19 protein-coding genes and 1 pseudogene are annotated in these 15,288 nt (G+C 71.1%); 6 read left to right on the top strand and 14 right to left on the bottom strand.

Annotation, left to right across the window (positions count from 1 at the left end):
* Positions 1-310 precede the first annotated feature (310 nt).
* The gene (locus ACFOWE_RS00160) at positions 311-940 is read right to left on the bottom strand and encodes a CueP family metal-binding protein (RefSeq protein WP_377284651.1); all 630 of its coding nucleotides are present in this window, start codon (positions 938-940) and stop codon (positions 311-313) included.
* A 114-nt stretch (positions 941-1,054) separates the two neighbouring features.
* Between ACFOWE_RS00160 and ACFOWE_RS00155 the strand changes: the two genes are divergently transcribed.
* Positions 1,055-1,330 carry a hypothetical protein gene (locus ACFOWE_RS00155; RefSeq protein ID WP_377284650.1) on the top strand — a complete coding sequence of 92 codons (276 nt, stop codon included), beginning with the start codon at positions 1,055-1,057 and terminating at the stop codon, positions 1,328-1,330.
* Positions 1,331-1,650: 320 nt separating this feature from the next.
* On the opposite strand, the gene ACFOWE_RS00150 is transcribed toward ACFOWE_RS00155, so the two are convergent.
* Positions 1,651-2,136, bottom strand: a complete 486-nt coding sequence (locus tag ACFOWE_RS00150; RefSeq protein WP_377284649.1) for a hypothetical protein — start codon at positions 2,134-2,136, stop codon at positions 1,651-1,653.
* 176 nt (positions 2,137-2,312) lie between these two features.
* On the opposite strand from ACFOWE_RS00150, the gene ACFOWE_RS00145 reads away from it, so the two are divergent.
* Positions 2,313-3,968: a methyl-accepting chemotaxis protein gene (locus ACFOWE_RS00145; RefSeq protein WP_377284648.1), complete on the top strand. Its 1,656-nt coding sequence runs from the start codon at positions 2,313-2,315 to the stop codon at positions 3,966-3,968.
* Positions 3,969-4,019: 51 nt separating this feature from the next.
* On the top strand, positions 4,020-4,319 hold the full coding sequence (locus ACFOWE_RS00140; RefSeq protein WP_377284647.1) for a pyridoxal-phosphate dependent enzyme: 300 nt from the start codon (positions 4,020-4,022) through the stop codon (positions 4,317-4,319).
* On the opposite strand, the gene ACFOWE_RS00135 is transcribed toward ACFOWE_RS00140, so the two are convergent.
* Both ACFOWE_RS00135 and fxlM read right to left on the bottom strand, forming a co-directional pair.
* A complete protein-coding gene (locus ACFOWE_RS00135) occupies positions 4,246-4,485 on the bottom strand; it encodes a hypothetical protein (protein ID WP_377284653.1) in 240 nt (79 codons plus the stop codon). The genes ACFOWE_RS00140 and ACFOWE_RS00135 overlap by 74 nt on opposite strands.
* Positions 4,486-4,500: 15 nt before the next feature.
* Complete coding sequence (fxlM, locus tag ACFOWE_RS00130; protein WP_377284646.1) at positions 4,501-5,730, bottom strand: methyltransferase, FxLD system; 1,230 nt, start codon at positions 5,728-5,730, stop codon at positions 4,501-4,503.
* Between the two features lie 99 nt (positions 5,731-5,829).
* Between fxlM and ACFOWE_RS00125 the strand changes: the two genes are divergently transcribed.
* On the top strand, positions 5,830-6,063 hold the full coding sequence (locus ACFOWE_RS00125; protein WP_377284645.1) for a hypothetical protein: 234 nt from the start codon (positions 5,830-5,832) through the stop codon (positions 6,061-6,063).
* Between the two features lie 64 nt (positions 6,064-6,127).
* Here the strand turns inward: ACFOWE_RS00125 and ACFOWE_RS00120 are convergent, their stop codons facing one another.
* From ACFOWE_RS00120 to ACFOWE_RS00080, 9 genes and pseudogenes are all read right to left on the bottom strand, one after another.
* Positions 6,128-7,258: a methyltransferase domain-containing protein gene (locus ACFOWE_RS00120; protein ID WP_377284644.1), complete on the bottom strand. Its 1,131-nt coding sequence runs from the start codon at positions 7,256-7,258 to the stop codon at positions 6,128-6,130.
* 2 nt (positions 7,259-7,260) lie between these two features.
* Positions 7,261-7,494, bottom strand: coding sequence for a hypothetical protein (locus ACFOWE_RS00115; protein WP_377284643.1), 234 nt, complete (start codon positions 7,492-7,494; stop codon positions 7,261-7,263).
* Between the two features lie 105 nt (positions 7,495-7,599).
* Entirely contained in the window at positions 7,600-7,761 is a 162-nt protein-coding gene (locus ACFOWE_RS00110; RefSeq protein WP_377284652.1) for an SPASM domain-containing protein, read from the bottom strand.
* Positions 7,762-7,860: 99 nt separating this feature from the next.
* A pseudogene (locus ACFOWE_RS00105) lies at positions 7,861-8,235 on the bottom strand (radical SAM protein); the annotation flags it as partial.
* Between the two features lie 66 nt (positions 8,236-8,301).
* On the bottom strand, positions 8,302-8,517 hold the full coding sequence (locus ACFOWE_RS00100) for a hypothetical protein (protein ID WP_377284642.1): 216 nt from the start codon (positions 8,515-8,517) through the stop codon (positions 8,302-8,304).
* A 658-nt stretch (positions 8,518-9,175) separates the two neighbouring features.
* The gene (locus tag ACFOWE_RS00095) at positions 9,176-10,042 is read right to left on the bottom strand and encodes a helix-turn-helix domain-containing protein (RefSeq protein ID WP_377284641.1); all 867 of its coding nucleotides are present in this window, start codon (positions 10,040-10,042) and stop codon (positions 9,176-9,178) included.
* Positions 10,017-10,583, bottom strand: a complete 567-nt coding sequence (locus ACFOWE_RS00090) for a DUF6879 family protein (RefSeq protein ID WP_377284640.1) — start codon at positions 10,581-10,583, stop codon at positions 10,017-10,019. The genes ACFOWE_RS00095 and ACFOWE_RS00090 overlap by 26 nt, the downstream gene beginning before the upstream one ends.
* Positions 10,580-10,786 (bottom strand): hypothetical protein, encoded by a 207-nt coding sequence (locus ACFOWE_RS00085; protein ID WP_377284639.1) that lies wholly within the window; start codon positions 10,784-10,786, stop codon positions 10,580-10,582. The genes ACFOWE_RS00090 and ACFOWE_RS00085 overlap by 4 nt, the downstream gene beginning before the upstream one ends.
* 110 nt (positions 10,787-10,896) lie before the next feature.
* Positions 10,897-11,034, bottom strand: a complete 138-nt coding sequence (locus ACFOWE_RS00080; protein ID WP_377284638.1) for a hypothetical protein — start codon at positions 11,032-11,034, stop codon at positions 10,897-10,899.
* Between the two features lie 372 nt (positions 11,035-11,406).
* Between ACFOWE_RS00080 and ACFOWE_RS00075 the strand changes: the two genes are divergently transcribed.
* Complete coding sequence (locus ACFOWE_RS00075; protein ID WP_377284637.1) at positions 11,407-12,870, top strand: DASS family sodium-coupled anion symporter; 1,464 nt, start codon at positions 11,407-11,409, stop codon at positions 12,868-12,870.
* 155 nt (positions 12,871-13,025) lie between these two features.
* On the opposite strand, the gene ACFOWE_RS00070 is transcribed toward ACFOWE_RS00075, so the two are convergent.
* Positions 13,026-14,369, bottom strand: a complete 1,344-nt coding sequence (locus ACFOWE_RS00070) for an IS256 family transposase (protein WP_377284636.1) — start codon at positions 14,367-14,369, stop codon at positions 13,026-13,028.
* 434 nt (positions 14,370-14,803) lie between these two features.
* On the opposite strand from ACFOWE_RS00070, the gene ACFOWE_RS00065 reads away from it, so the two are divergent.
* On the top strand, positions 14,804-15,288 hold a 485-nt coding region (locus tag ACFOWE_RS00065), incomplete at its 3' end, for a hypothetical protein (RefSeq protein ID WP_377284635.1).

Raw genomic sequence — 15,288 nt, 5'->3', positions numbered from 1 at the left:
CGCCACCACCGGCCTTCGTTCCTGAGATCGGCCTGGAGCCCGGGAGCGCCGGGCCTTCACAGGCCGGCGCACTACGATCCGGTCATCACCGGCGTCATCGCCGCCGCCGTGGCCGCCTTCCTACTCGCGGCCCGAGAGGGTATGGCCCGGCGGGTCTGAGGACGTCGGCGACGATCCCCGGCCCCACTACCCACCGGGACCCGGTCGTCAGGGGGCGAAACGGTCGTTGTTGCACTGTGCCCGCCAACGCATTCCCCAGGCATCTCGTCGGACAGCGCCGCTCCCCACGCGTCTACCCCGCACAGGGGGTTCAGGCGAGCTGGAGGGTAGTCAGGCAGGTCGGCGCGTCCTGGCCGGTGTAGATCTTCGTCTCGCCCGTCTTGCCGCCGTAGGTGACCGTCAAGGTGGCGTCGATGCCGCGAGGCAGCCAAAAACCGGTGAACCCGTTGGCGAAGGTGGTGCGCGTCTCATCGACCAGCGCCTCGCCGGTGGCCTCGTCGGTGATCGTCACCTGCACGTCCCGGGCGGCCAGCTCGCCTGTGCAGGTGGTCAGCGAGTGGTGGAAGCACTCGTGGGTGCGGTCGGTGTACGGGGCCACCGACAGGTAGAAGCGGTCGTCGGGGATGGGGAGGCTGAACTCCTGCCCCCGGCCGGAGAGCACCAGCTCGTCGGGGCGGACCGACGCCCTCAGATCGGCCGGACGCCGGATGCCGCCCAGCCGGTCGAGATGGTCGATGATCTCCACGGTGCTCCTGCCGTCCAGGCCGTAGGCGGCCAGCAGCGCCTCGGCTCCGGCGGGCACCGGCGGCACGGTGGACGGGGCGGACGAGGCCGCCGACGGCGCGGCGCCCGGGGCGGTGGCGGTCGTCTCGCCGCCCTGGGCCGCACACCCGGACAGCAGCAGCGCGGACACCGCGGCTGCGATGACGGTTCGTTTCATGTTCACATCCGGTGTATCGGCGGATCGGCGGGCCGCTTGACGGGACCTTCGTCACGGCCGTCGGCGGATCGGCGAGGACGGCGGTTCCCACCGGCACGGACCTCGGAGTCCGTCGTGGCAGGCGACATCTCACGCCATGACGGAGGCTTCCGCGCAGAGGAAGTCATCGGCCGCCTTGCCGCCGGACGCGGGGCGGCCGATCAGGGGAGGAGATTGATGATCCGCACGCTGTACCGGGCCAAGGGCGCCGCCTGGTTGGGAGCGTCCGCGCCGGGACAGGCCGGGCCGTTCGGCGTCCGACCCGATGATCCCGCGGCGGAGCCGGAGGCGGTGGATCTCGTCTCTGGCGGCCCACCACAGGACCGCCTGCTCACCGGCCCCACGTCCTGAGGAGAGCGGGTCGCGTCCCGGTCGATCGGTGCGCGGGCGATCGATCAGGGTCGGTGGCGAGGGCTGGTACGCCGCTGACGCGGCAGCGGTGGGTCCGGCGACGGGCTTCACGGTAGCGGCGGGATCACCGGTGCGGGACGGTTTCGGGACACTTGCGGACGTAGAGGGACTCCGCCGGTGAACGGCGCGACCGGCGTGGGAGAACCCTCGGCGGGAGAACAGGAGCGGGAACGGCAACGTCCCCGCCGTAGCGGAGGCGTCAGAGGGCGGAGGGCCAGGTCCGGTACCCGACCACGGGCACCCTTGCGAGAGGAAGGACGCTATCCGATCTCCGCCCAGGGCGGCGTTCCGTCGAGAATGGCGAGTCTCCATTCGGCTTTGCCCTGGGCCCGGATCTTAACGCGCTGTGATCCACCCTCATGGATGATGATCCCGTAGGTCTGGGTGCCGTCGCATCGTGCCGTGTTCTTCTTGCCGCCGGGGATGGCCTTGATGGAGACCTTTCCCCCTCCGGAGCACACGAAGTAGATCGTGTACACGTCGCTGACCGGCGTGAAGGCCGGCGCGTCCGACGATCCGCCGCCCCTCATCTCAGGTACGATCACCGACCGGTCAGACGGCAGCTCAAGGGTGAGGTCGCCCTCACCGGGAACCGGTGCGGGCGGCGCGGTGACGGACCGGGAAGCCGACGGCGACGCGGATTTCCCGGCAGATGCGGAGCTCCCGCGCTCGGAACACCCGGTGAGCATCAAAACGGCGATGGACGATGTGGTCACTGCAGCAGTCGTCTTAAGCATCTTGTCCACGTTCCTCCTTGCTCGAGTGCGTAGGTGCCTGGATCCGGTCCGATCCTCAGGGACCGATCCCATGCCGCGGAGTGAGCCGTTTACTGGCTCATGTACCGGCCCTGAGTGCCGATGGACGGATGCAGCCCTTACCCGCTGCCCTCGCAGCCACCGGTCGCTCTGGAAAGGATCTGATCGTGACCGCCTCTCCCGCCGATATCGCACGGCCCGTGGTGACCGTGCGCCGCAACCGCCTGCTGGGATGGTTCGCCGACCGCCGCATCAACACCAAGATCATCGCCGCCGTGGGCATCGTCGCCGTCTTGAGCGCCGTAAGCGGCACCGTGGCGGTCAGCGAGATGAGCGGGCTCAACGGCGACCTGCAGGCGATGAAGCAGAGCAACACCAGCCTGCGCCACCTCGGTGACATGCGCGGCCGGATGGGCGACATGTTCGAAGCCAACGTCGCCTATGAGAGCATCCCCGATCCCGCCGGCAGGGCCGAGGCCGCACAGGAGATGCGGGACTACACCAAGGCCACGACCGCCGCGTTCGACACGTACAAGGCCGGTGCCCTGCACACGCAGGAATGGCAGGAGAAGACCGCCTCCTTCGAGGAGGTCTGGCGGAAGTACCAGGCCGTGCGTGACGCCCTGGTCTTCGAGGACCCCCTCCCGGCCGGGATGGCTGTGTCCACCTCACCCGGCGAGTTGGTGAAGCAGCTCAACGAGGCCCTCATCGGCCTCAACGCCAGCATCGAAGACCTGGCCGCCCACGAGGCGGAGCGGGCCGAGGCGATGGCCGCCGAGGCCACCGACGGCTACGAGAGCTCCCGGTTCACGGTCATCGCGCTGTTCCTCGTGGCGCTGGTGCTCGGTCTCGGGCTGGCCGTCGCGGTGGCGCGGATGATCGTACGGCCGTTGGCGGCGGTCTCCCGGGCCCTGGGCGCGGCAGCGAACGGCGACCTGACCGGGCGGGTCGAGGTGACCTCCCGCGATGAGGCCGGCCAGATGGCCGCGGCGGTCAACCAGGCCAACGGCGCCCTCCGGCAGACGATGGAGTCACTGGCCACCAGTGCCGACACCCTAGCCGCCAGTTCCGGTGAGCTGGCGGTGGTCAGCGACCGCATCGCCGCCTCCGCCGACGAGGCATCGGCGCAGGCGGGGAACGCAGCCGCGGCCGCGAACCAGGTCTCGCACAACGTGCAGACCGTCGCGGCCGGCAGCGAGGAGATGGGCGCCTCCATCGCCGAGATCGCGCGCAACGCCGGCGAAGGGGCCAGGGTCGCCTCCCAGGCGGTGGCGGTCGCCGAAGCGACCAACGAGACCGTCGCCAAGCTCGGCGCCTCCAGCGCGGAGATCGGCGACGTCGTCAGGACGATCACCTCGATCGCCGAGCAGACGAACCTGCTGGCGCTCAACGCCACCATCGAGGCCGCGCGGGCCGGAGATGCGGGCAAGGGCTTCGCGGTCGTGGCCGGGGAGGTCAAGGACCTGGCGCAGGAGACGGCCAAGGCGACCGAAGACATCTCCAAGCGGGTGCAGGCCATCCAGGCCGACACCGAGAGCGCGGTGGCGGCGATCGCCGAGATCAGCGACATCATCGGCAAGATCAACGACTACCAGCTGACCATCACCTCCGCGGTGGAGGAGCAGACGGCGACCACTGGCGAGATGACCCGCAGCGTGGCCGAGGCCGCCCAGGGCAGCACGGATATCGCTGCCGGCATCGCGGTGCTGGCCGACGCGACGCGGGTGACGGCCGAGGGCGTCACGGAGAGCCGGCAGGCGGCGGCCAACCTGGCCGAGCTGTCGGACCGGCTGCACCAGCTGGTCGAGGGCTTCCGCTACTGAGCGTGAAGCAGCCGCGGCTTCCTGAATGTCCCCGGCGACCTTGATAAGGAGGTGGAAACCGCACGCCAGCTGGGCGCGGAGATCGTCGTCTATGACCGCAGCCGCGACGACCGCGATGCCGTGGTGGCCGAGCTCGCCGAGCGGCGGGGCCTGGCCGTGGCGCCGTCGGCGAACCCGGTACAGGTGATCGCCGGTGGCAGCACGGTCGCCGTCGAGCTGCTGCAGGCCACCCCGGGCATGGACACGCTCGTCGTGCAGGTCAGCGACGCTTCCCCGGCTAGGCGAAGACTCGGTGCTGCCTCCAGCACAGGTCCGCGGCGAGGCTGGGCATCCCGGTGTCGGAAGCGATGAGCGCGGCGAAGTTCAGGACGCCGCAGGCGCGGGCCACCCGCTCGTGGTGGCCCGCGCCTTCCGACTCGACCAGCGCGGTGAGCTCGGCGATGCGTTTGTCCAGGGGCATTCCGGGCGGTTTGGGCCGACGGACCAGGGGGATGCGGCAGGCTATCGCTGGGTTCATCGCGCTGCCCTCCTTCTACGGCCAGTCGATGACGAGTCGGCTGTACGGCTTGTCGATGATGAACCGCAGGTCGGTGGCCGTCAGCAGGTCGCGGGCGCTGCCGGTGGCCATGCGGAAGGTGGGGGCCGGAGCCTGGTTGCCGTGGTCGCGGTCCCATTCGCTGATCGCGGCCGCGACCTGCTCGGCGAGCACGGTGGCGCGTGAGCCGTGCCCGATGACGCCGACCTCCCAGAACCGGCCGTCGCCGTCCTCACCCTCGCGGACCATCAGGTAGGCCAGGGAGTCGCCGTCGAGCGCGGCCATGGACCCCCATCCGAAGTGCGGGGTGAACCCGGGCCGCTGGCCGGGCAGCCGTGACAGGCCGTTCGGCAGGACGCACGCCAGCCACAGGTACAGCCACTCCCACGGGGAGCCCTGCCGGAACTTCACCCCCGTGTAGACCTTGCGGGATGGTTGGTCCAGGACGGTCCGGATCGCCTCCCGGTCGACGAGCTGCTCGCTGAAGGTCTCCAGCCTCACGTTGCCTTCTCCCGCCATCGGGACGAGGGTGCGGATGTCGTCGCAGATGCCCTTGCGCAGCGGCACGAACGTCGCCATCTCGCAGGAGACCGTCTTCCAGACCTCGCCGTCACGCTCGAACGCGAACGAGCGGGAGACGCTGCCGCGGATCCGCATCGGGATGACCACCCGGCCGTCGGGGGCGATCTGGTCCAGCACCGTGACCGGGACATCTCCCGTGCCGACGGTGAACTGGATCCGGTCAAACGGCCCATGCTCAGGCAGCCCGGCTGCGCCGTCGGCCAGCGCGACGGTCACGTTCGAGACGCCCGCCTCCGCCACGTTCTTCCGCGCGCTGTCGACCAGGTCCTCATCGACGTCCACGGTCCACACGTGACCGCCCAGCGCGACGAGCCGCCCGAGCAGGGCCGCGTTGTAGCCGGTGGCGGCCCCGGCTTCCAGGACCTTGTCGCCGGGCTGGGCGCCCAGCTGCTCCAACTGGGTGGCGACGATGGACGGCGCGGAGATGCACGAGATCATCTCTCCGGTCTCGTCGTGCTTCACGGGCACGGCGTCGTCGACGTACGCGGCCTCGACGCCGGCCTTGGGGATGAACCAGTGGCGTTCGACGGTGCGGAACGCGTCGATGATGGCGGGGGTGCGCAGGCGCCCGGAGGCGGTGAACTTGGCCACCATGGCTTCGCGCAGCTCAGTGGGGTCGACGGTCGTAGTGATGGCGGTCTCCATTTCCTCGACGGTAGGGGTTACGGGTACAGGCCGGCAGGTGAACACGGCGGCCGGGTCGTCATCGCCGAACGCGACGTACCGCCCCTGCCGGCTGCCACGGTGGCCGCGACGGACGTGTTCCCGGCGTGGCTGGGCGCCGCCCACGCCAAGAACGCAGCCAGACCGGGCGGGCCGTGGCGGCCGCCGAGCTGCCCGGTGTGCCTGTCGGGTGAGCTCGTGGAGGTACGGATGTCGGTCAACGCGCCGAACTGGGCGCGCTACCGGTGCGGCCACGAGGTCGAGGGCGTCATGGCCGGGTCCGCCGTTCTGTCCCTCGTCCGCCCCGGCGCATGAGGAAGGCCCGGGGCCGCGTCCCGGAGCCGCGGTCTCCCCGGGCCTTCCATCCCCCTCGGCAAGGTCAGGTGATGCTGGCGCTCCACTGGCCGCGCCGCAGACGGATCGTCCCGTCCGGTGAGACGCGGGCCAGCGCGCCGTGCAGCGGGAGTTGCCCGTGCTGGAGCCAGTAGGCGCGGACCTCGTCCAGCAGGTCCCACAGACGGCGCGGGCCACCCTGGTGGACGATCGGCTGCCCGCCGGCGACCTGGACGGCCCGCGCCCAGGATCCGTCCGCGTGCAGCATGATCGCGGTGCGGGTGTCGCCGTCGACCTCGTGGTGGTGCTCGATGTCCGGCGCCATCATCTCGAGCATGGATCGGACTTCCCATGTCTCGAGGAGGTCGAGCACCGGGTACCGGGCCGGGGTGACGACCTCGCCGTCCGCAGTGCGTGCCCGCTCCAGCGCGGCCTGGTCCCGCGCCGGGTAGTCCGCGCCCGTGCGGGTGGTCATGAACATCGCCCAGTCGCGTTCGATGCGGCCGACTGCGCCGCCGTCGTCGGTCTTCGTGGCGGTCAGGATCATGGACGTGTTCGTGAGCGTCGTCGCCAGGCGCCCGCCGGTCGGCAGCGCCTCCAGCCACGAGGCCGGGACGGGCCGGACGGACACCATGGCGACGATCCGGTCCACGACTCCCGGGAGCGGGCCGGTCGCGTCGCCGGTCACCAGGTACGGCTGGTGACCGGCCTCGGTCAGGCGCTCGCCGGCGGCCTTGGTGAGGTAGGTGTCGATGTCGATGGACGTGACCCGGCCGGAGCCGAGGCGGGAGCACAGCACCGCGGTGCCGTACCCGGAGCCGGTGCCGACGTCGAGCACGGTGTCGCCATCGGTGATGGCGGCGTACTCGAGCATCTGCACGACCAGGCCCGGCAGCGTCGAGGACGACGTCGGGCGGCCGGTCGGCCGGTCGGCCGGGGTGGCGTGGTCGGCGTGCAGGCTCCCGACCTGGGTGACGAGGGTCCGGTCGCTGTAGGCCGCGGCCGCCCACGCCTCTTCGTCGGCGGGGCCGTCCTGCAGCGCCCACCCATCGGCGGTGTACCGCCACCAGCGGGGCACGAACGCATGTCGGGGGGTCGCGGCGATGGGCGCCCGCCACGGCGAGTCGGGGCGGGTGACGCGGTCGGCGAGGTCGTAGGCGCGCGGGGTCCAGTCCATGGCTAGGAGTCTGCCCCCGCGGCCTGGGCCGCCAGCGTCGCCCGGTGGCTGGTGGTGGCCGGCAGCAGTACCGGCGGGGAGATGGTTTCCGCCGGGGAGCAGTCGTTGCCGTCCGAGTCGGGGTTGCACGCGCCCGTCCACGCCGGGGCCTCCAGCCGCGGCGGTGAGATCGTCTCGGCGGGCGAGCAGTCGTTGCCGTCGCTGTCGGGGTTGCACGCGCCGTCCCGGGCGAGCACGCCCTGCGGCGGTGAGATCGTCTCGGCCGGGGAGCAGTCGTTGCCGTCGCTGTCGGGGTTGCAGCCCGTCCCCGTACGGCGCGGTACCTGGGCGAGCAGGTTCCGCTATGCCTCCCCCGCGAAGATCTCGACCAGCGGCGTCTCGCGGACGTTCCCGGCCGGCGTCAGGAACCGCGACAGGACGCACATGCGGACGTCGCCGTCCCATGAGACCGCGGCACGGCCGTCGCCGCACCTGCCGCACAGCTCGCCGACGTTCGGCGCCATGCGGGCGGGGGCCGTGCCGCGGCCGACGCCGCGCACCCGGTCCACGCGGATGCGCTGCACGCCCAGGGCCTCCAGTTCGGTGCGGGCCTGCTCGACGCGCTGCCCGTCGCCGAGGTCGATGATCCCCACCCGGATCGGAATCCCGCGCTTCAGGGCGGTAGCGATGGCGGCGCGGGTGCGGGTGTGGCTCCCGGCCCGGCCGGTCAGCTCGTCGTGTTCGCCTGCGGCGTCGCTGTAGTACGACGTGGCGAGGCCGACGCCGGGCTGGGCGAAGGCCTCCCACAACTTGGGCGTGACCCGGTACAGGTTGGAGAAGACCTCCACGCGCAGGCCGTTGCCGAGGGCGGAGTCGAGCAGGCGGACGAAGTCGGGGCGGGTGGTCGGCTCCCCGCCGATGAACTGGACGGCGCGGACGCCGGCGGCGGGGGCGGACGCGATCAGGTTCTCCCAGTCGGCCGTGGTCATGGTGGTGCCCTTTCCGGTCGGTGATGGTGGTTCCGTGCCGTGAGGTGCGTGGGGGCGCCCGTCCTTGCCCTCCGGTCAGGACGGGCACCCCCGGGTGGGTGACCGGGCCGCGCTCCGCGCAGCGCAGGCGGGGCGGTCACCTTCTTGCGGCCCTGCCGGAACGTCCCGGCGCCCGGCAGGGCTGTCTGTGTGCTGGAGGAGCCTGTCGAGCAGCTCGTCGACGGTCGGCCCGCCCCGGCGGGCCAGGATCGCGTCGACGTCGGCGAAGGTGATCGGCTGCTGTGGCTTCACCTGACTCCTCCTGAAGGGCGTGGCCCCGCCCGGGGCTTGGGTGTGGAATGCGGGCGGGGCCGAGTCTCATGCCGGTCGCAGGAGCGCATCCCAGTCCGGCCGGGCGGCCGCAGGGACGCCGATCAGGTCGGCGACGGTGTGCATGTCGGCGGCCGTCAACTGCCAGTGGCGGGCCAGACGGATACCGCCCCGCCGTGCCCGGCGAGCCTGGCCGGGAAGGAGACGGGACAGGAACTGGCGGCGCGTCACGGGGCGGCCCTGTGTCGGGCGGTGCGGGCGGTGGCGGTGCGGGCGTGGGCGGCGATCCGGTCGAGAGCGGCCTCGGTCTCCGGAGAGACCTCGTCTCCGCCGGGCCAGTACCGGATCGGGGAGCCGTCGTCTCGGTAACGGATCGGGGAGCCGTCCGCCCAGCGTGGCGCGGGTACGGGCTGGCCGGGATTGCCACCCCCGAAGGTCGGCCCGTGCCCGGACGCTTGCTCTCCGCGGTGGGAAGCACCGCCGGGAGCAAGCGGATATGAGGGTGTGTCGTGGCTGGTCATGAGGGGCCTCCCTCGTCGGGGAGGGCGCCCGTGGGGGTGGCAGATGAGCGCATGCCCTGACGGTAGAGACGTCGCTCGAAGCAACTCAAGAAGATTGCTTGAGATTGCTTCATGATCTGCTACGCGACGGGCGGACCGCCCGGGAAGAACTCCGCCGCGAGGTCGTCCAGCACCCGGGCCATGACCGCGCGAGCCTCCCGCCCATACACCGCGGTGTCCTGCATCATCTGGAAGATCCGCCCGTACAGGGCGATCTCCTCCGGCTGGATCAGCGACAGCTCCGCCGAGAACGTCTCGACGGTCACCAGCTCCTCGTCGTAGACGACGAACCCGTGCACCGGCGCCTTCGGCAAGCGCGCGGTTGCCGGGATGACGCCGAGAGCCACGCTGGGCAGCGTGCCGACCGTGGCCAGCCGGTCGAGCTGCCCCATCAGCACCTCGGGCGGACACAGCAGATTCCGCAGCGCCGACTCGGAGAGGACGAAGTGAAAGCGGCGGCCCGGCTGGTAGAGGATCTGCTGCCGGTCCATGCGGGCCTGCACACCCGCGTCCAGGTCGTCAGGGACACGGTGGATCGCGATCACCTGGGTGAGGATGCTGCGCGCGTACTCCGGCGTCTGCAACAGCCCCGGGATCGTGGACGGCTCGAACACCCGCAGCACGGCCGCGCCCGCCTCCCGCTCGGAGACAGTGAGCTGCTGCGCCTGCGTCCCGGCCTTCAGCTTGGCCCGCCACTCCGCGTACGCCAGCTCGAGACTCTTCAACTGCGCGAGCAGGGACGGCACCTGGCGGGCGTGGCCGGTCGCTTCCGCCCACGCGCGGATGTCGTCCTCACTCGGGGTCTGCCGGCCGTTCTCGATCTTGGAGACCTTTGTGGCGCCCCAGCCCAAAGACTGCGCGAACTCCTTGCCGTTCAGGCGGGTGGCCTGCCGGAGTTCGCGCAGCCTGTGGCCGAGGGCTTCACGCGCCTGACGTACGTTCGGCACCCTGCCACTTCCTGGCGTACTCGTTGTAGCGGATGGCGTGGTGCCAGGCGGCGTCCCGGCCCGCGCAGTGCTCCACCACGGCGGCCGGGTGGTCGACGTACTCCCATGCCTCCAGCTCGTCATCGTCATTGAACCGGCCGACGACGATGAACCAGGAGTCGAACAGCCACGCGTCCACCGTGGGCAGGTCAAGCCCGGCCGCCTGGTCGCGCGGCAGGAACCGGATGTCCTCGCCGGCGGCGATGTTCCCGGCCGTCAGGTGCAGCGTGAACTCCATGTAGGGGGAGAGTGGTTCGGTGACGACGCGGACCCGCTCGACACGCTTGCCGACCGCCGTCGCGGCGCGCATCAGGTCCATCCACGGCTTGCGCTGGATGGTGTTCAACCGCTCCAACTCGTCCCAGTCACCGGCGGCGTACGCGGCGAGCCGGTCGGTCTCGGCGGGCACGTTGTAGCGGTCGCGCAGCTCCAGCCGGTAGGCGGTGTGCCGGAAGCTGGTGAACAGCTCCAGGAACTCCTCGCCGGTCAGGAGCCGGGTCACTGTGCCTCCCGGTAGAGCGCGAGAACGTCCGCGGGAACCTCGACTACGAGCTCGTCGTCGGCCAGGTCTCGCACGTCCGCCAGGGCCTGCGGGTCGGTGATTCGCTTGCCCTGCACGACGTACGTGCCGCGGTCGGTCTTGTAGAGCGCCGGGCAACTTCCTTCGTTCGAGCCGCCCGTCTTGCCGATGAACGCTAGCCGCATCCGGCCTCCTGTGATCGGTCTTGCTGGGAATTGCTCGCACTCGCTCGATGCTTGCCCGAGATTTCCCGAGGCTCAAGAGCGGTCGCGGCCAAGGACCGAGGAGGGAAGGCCTACTCGTCGTCGGTGACGCCGTAACGCTCGTCGTACTGCTTGCTGACTGTCTGGGCGCCCACCACTGAAGAGGGTGAGCCGGTCGACAGCCTCCTCGTTGCGGAAGGTGAACCGCCCAGCGCGACGAACACCACCATGAAGTTCTAAAGATGCGGGAGCATACGCTCGCCCTAATGGTGGCGGACGCCCGGAGCTGCCCCTGGTGGACGCCGTAAGTCGGCAGCGCCTGCCGACGGCTGGGCGGGTCGAGCCGCAACCCGCGGTGTTGAGCAACAGCGCCCAACTGCTCGAATCGGTCGACGACCCCTCAAGGGCCGGCCCGGCCTGACCCGGTACTTCCGAGGCTGCGATCGGCCGCCGGGCAGTCGTTGGCCCGGTCACCGCCGGTGGGCCGGAAGGCCCGTCCCTCTCGTCGGTCTGGGCTGGTGGGTGCGGACCTGGCATGCCGGTGAGAGATCTCGGGTGAGGGTCCTTCTCCTCGGGGAAGGACGGCCCGGGAAGGAGGCGCCATGACGGGATCTTCGAGCGGGGCGGGGCCGGCGCGCGCGGCGCGGGACGGCTCCGGCCGGTGGTGGACGGCGATGCGCTGGGCGGTGCCCGTCCTGGCGGGGCTGGCCCTCTACCTGCTGCCGCAGCCCGAGGGCGTAAAGCCCGGCGGCTGGGCCGTGCTGGCCGTCTTCGTGGCCACCGTGCTGGGCCTGATCCTGCAGCCGATGCCGCTGGGAGCGGTCGCCCTGACCGGGCTCACCGTCATAATGGTCACCGGGATCCTGGAGCCGGCGGTCGCGCTGAGCGGCTTCGCCGAGCCGACGATCTGGCTGATCGTGGCCGCGTTCTTCATCTCCGTCGCGTTCACCAAGACCGGCCTGGGGCGGCGCATCGCACTGCTGTTCGTGGCCGTGCTCGGCAGGCGCAGCCTCGGGCTGGCCTACGGGGTGGCGCTGACCGACTTGGTGCTCGCGCCCGCCACGCCGAGCAACACCGCCCGTTCCGGCGGAGTGGTGTACCCGATCATCGCCTCGCTCAGTGAGCAGGCAGGTTCGCGGCCGCATGACGGAACCCGCCGGAGGCTGGGAGCGTATCTGACGATCACCGCGATCAGCGTCAACACCATCACCAGCGCCATGTTCGCCACCGCGATGGCGGCCAACCCGCTGGCGCAGAAGTTCGCCGGCGAGTTGGGCATCGAGATCAGCTGGCTGGATTGGGCGGTGGCCGCGAGCGTGCCCGGCCTGCTGGCCCTGGCCGTGATACCGGCGCTGCTGTATCGGATCTACCCGCCGCAACTGCGCGACACGCCCGATGCGCCCGCTCAGGCCCGGGCCCGGCTCGCCGAAGCGGGGCCGATGTCCCGCGAGGAGAAGATCATGGCGGGCGTGTTCGTGCTGCTGCTCCTGCTGTGGTCGCTCGGCAGCCAGCTGTGGGGCCTGCCGGCCACTGTCAGCGCGTTCGTCGGAGTGACCGTGCTGCTGGTCACCGGCGTGCTGACCTGGGGAGACCTGGAGCGGGAGCGGTCGGCCTGGACCACGCTGACGTGGTTCGCGGTGCTGGTCATGATGGCGGGCCAGCTGCAGAAGCTGGGAGTGATCGGCTGGTTCAGCCAGACCATCACCGGAGCCACCGGCGGCATGCGCTGGGAGGCGGCCTTCGTCCTGCTCACCGTGGTCTACTTCGTCTCCCACTACGCCTTCGCCAGCAACACCGCCCACGTGGCCGCCATGTATGGGGCGTTCTTGACCGCGGCCGTCGCCACCGGGGCGCCGCCGGTGATGTCCGCGCTGGTGCTGGGGTTCATCGGTTCCCTGTACGGCGGGCTGACCCACTACGCCTCAGGTCCGGCGCCGGTGCTGTTCGGCGGCGGATATGTGACCCTGGCCGAGTGGTGGCGTCTGGGCGCCGTGGTCGCCGTCGCCAATGTCGCGGTGTGGATGGCCGCCGGAGCCGCCTGGTTCAAGATTCTGGGCGCGTGGTGAGCCTGAAGGCGACCGTCACCGGGGACCCGCTCGGGTCGACCAGGCAGGAAAGCGATCCGGGACGTTCGGCTCTGTCTGGGAGCGGGTGCGACGCGGTGGGTCGCGTCCTCGGAGCGGTGTAAAAGGCTCTACGAGATAGGTGCCGCAGGTTGATCTTAAGCGGCCTCGGTAGCCGCCGTCACGACGGTCTGCGAAGCGGGGTGGAGCTGGGCCGGCGGGTGCAGCAGAGCGCGCCGCAGGTCCTGCAGGACGCGCAGCCCGGCCGGGGTCATGGTGAAGCCGCGCCAGCCCCGGGAAGCCCGGTCCAGCACCGCCCACACCAGCGACACGCACGAGGTCTCGCCGGGAAAGCGACCGATCACCTTCACGCGGCGGCGGGTTTCGCCGAAGGTCCGCTCGATGAAGTTGGAGTGGCGCACGCGCTTGTGGTGCTCGACCGGGAAGCGCAGGTAGGTCGTCAGGCTGTGGCGGTCGGTCAGCAGGCTCTTGACCGCCGCCGGGTAGGAGCGGCCCCACGTCTCGGCGAAGGCGTCGATGCGGGCCTGGATGAGCTCGACCAGGTGCTGGCCGGGCGCGACGGCCGCCTCGTCGAGGCCGGTCAGGTCGAAGATGCTCCAGTAGGCGGCCTTGACCGCGGCCTGGTCGGCGGCCGAGACCTTGGCGGCGATGTTGCGCAGGCGGTGGACCAGGCAGCGCTGGCGCAGCGAGGCCGGGAAGACCTGCTCGACCGCGCTGATCAGGCCCGGGGCGCCGTCGGAGACGACCAGCAGCGGCGGGCGCAGGCCGCGGCCGACGAGATCGGCCAGGAAGTCGCCCCAGGCGTCGGTCGATTCGGATCCAGCGGCGGCCAGGCCGACGAAGACGGGCTTGCCGGCGGTGGTGATGCCCCAGGCGGCCAGCACCGGTTCGGCGCGGGCGCCGTCGTGCATCGTGAAGTGCGAGGCGTCGAGGAACAGGTAGTCCAGCTCGATGCCGGTCAGGTCGCGCCGGCACCAGGCGTCGTACTCGGTGACGATGGCCTGGCAGATGGCCGAGACCGTCGACTTCGACAGCGCCGCCTCCGGGCCGAGGGCGTCGGCCAGGGTCGCTTCGACGTCGCGGACCGACAATCCGCGCACGAAGGAGGCGATGACCAGCGTTTCCAGGGCGTGGGTGCGGGTGACGCCGGTGCCGAACAGGCGGGAGGCGAACGCTTCGGTGGTGCCGCGCAGCTTGGGGCGGGCGATGGTGATCGGCCCGCTGGTGGTCTCGATGGTGGTGGGGCAGTGACCGTTGCGGTGGCCGGGCCGCACCATCCTCTCCTCGCCGGCCGCTGCGGTGCGCTGGTAGCGGGCGCGGCCGAGGAAGGCGTCGACCTCGGCTTCCACGGCGGTCTGGATCATCAGGCGGGCGCCCAGGCGGGCGATGTCTTCGAGGACCTCGACGAGGTCACGGTCGGCGGTGAACAGGGCGTCGATTTCGGCGCGGATGGCCTGGATGGGGGATACTCGACGAGTCATGGGCGTGGGACTCCTTCGTACGGAACTTGGCGGTTCAGTACGGAACCTACGCTCGTGATCTATTTACACCGCATCCGGGACGCGACCGCGAAGAACGCCATATCGCCCTCTCGTACGACCGATACTCCGACTCGGCTGCTTACACCTCAGCACCCACCGGTCCGGTGACCTCACCTCTCCTCCCCGTAGGGCCGGCACCGCCCGGCAGGCCGGCACCGCAGTCACCCCTCCGGAAGCCTCCGCGCCACGGGTTCTCCCAGGTCATCCCCTCCGGGGCCACCCTCTCCACAGGACGGCAACGGCCCGGCGTGGCGGCTTCACTTTCCCGGATCGCCACTTATGGTCGATATCACCGCCTGCCGGTGACATGCTCCCAGCCCCCTCGCCCGAGCCGCCGCACGCGGCGGGCCGTGAGGGAACGAGGGGGTGCTGCGATGGTGCGCGCGGACGCACCGGGGACGGGGCCGGTCCGGCGCTCGGAGCCGATGGTCGCCAAGGGCTGGGTCCAGGGGGTCGCCCTGGTGATGGTCTTCGGGTTCTTCGTGATGGGGCTGCTGGCGCTGCGCACCTACACGGACGCGATGCCGCTGCCCGGGCGGGTCGTCGACGAGCGGGGGCGGACCGTCTTCACGGATGCGGACATCACCTCGGGCCAGCAGATCTTCCTGCGCCGGGGACTGCAGCAGTACGGCTCCATCGTCGGCCACGGCGGCTACCTCGGGCCGGACTACACCGCCGACTACCTGCGCCGCTCGGCCATCCTCATCGAGGAGGACCTGCGCGCCGCCGGCACGGCGGACCCGAAGGCCGCGGTCACCGAGATGCTCCGCGCCAACCGCTACGACGAGGCCACCGGCACGCTACGGTTCACCGACGCCCAGGTGCGGGCCTTCGAGGGGCTCAAGCGGCACTACACGGG

This window comes from Planomonospora corallina (assembly GCF_042650625.1).
GTDB classification, from domain to species: Bacteria; Actinomycetota; Actinomycetes; order Streptosporangiales; family Streptosporangiaceae; genus Planomonospora_B; species Planomonospora_B corallina.
The sequence above is the reverse complement of the archived record's forward strand: the minus strand, read 5'-3'. Positions and strand labels throughout refer to the sequence as shown.

Coding starts and splice junctions, on each gene's coding strand:
- fxlM (WP_377284646.1), bottom strand. CDS start 5,730: ATGGAGACCGCCATCACTACGACCGTCGACCCCACTGAGCTGCGCGAA.
- ACFOWE_RS00085 (WP_377284639.1), bottom strand. CDS start 10,786: ATGCGGCTAGCGTTCATCGGCAAGACGGGCGGCTCGAACGAAGGAAGT.
- ACFOWE_RS00160 (WP_377284651.1), bottom strand. CDS start 940: ATGAAACGAACCGTCATCGCAGCCGCGGTGTCCGCGCTGCTGCTGTCC.
- ACFOWE_RS00120 (WP_377284644.1), bottom strand. CDS start 7,258: ATGGACTGGACCCCGCGCGCCTACGACCTCGCCGACCGCGTCACCCGC.
- ACFOWE_RS00135 (WP_377284653.1), bottom strand. CDS start 4,485: ATGAACCCAGCGATAGCCTGCCGCATCCCCCTGGTCCGTCGGCCCAAA.
- ACFOWE_RS00070 (WP_377284636.1), bottom strand. CDS start 14,369: ATGACTCGTCGAGTATCCCCCATCCAGGCCATCCGCGCCGAAATCGAC.
- ACFOWE_RS00080 (WP_377284638.1), bottom strand. CDS start 11,034: ATGGTGGTGTTCGTCGCGCTGGGCGGTTCACCTTCCGCAACGAGGAGG.
- ACFOWE_RS00110 (WP_377284652.1), bottom strand. CDS start 7,761: ATGGCGCCGAACGTCGGCGAGCTGTGCGGCAGGTGCGGCGACGGCCGT.
- ACFOWE_RS00075 (WP_377284637.1), top strand. CDS start 11,407: ATGACGGGATCTTCGAGCGGGGCGGGGCCGGCGCGCGCGGCGCGGGAC.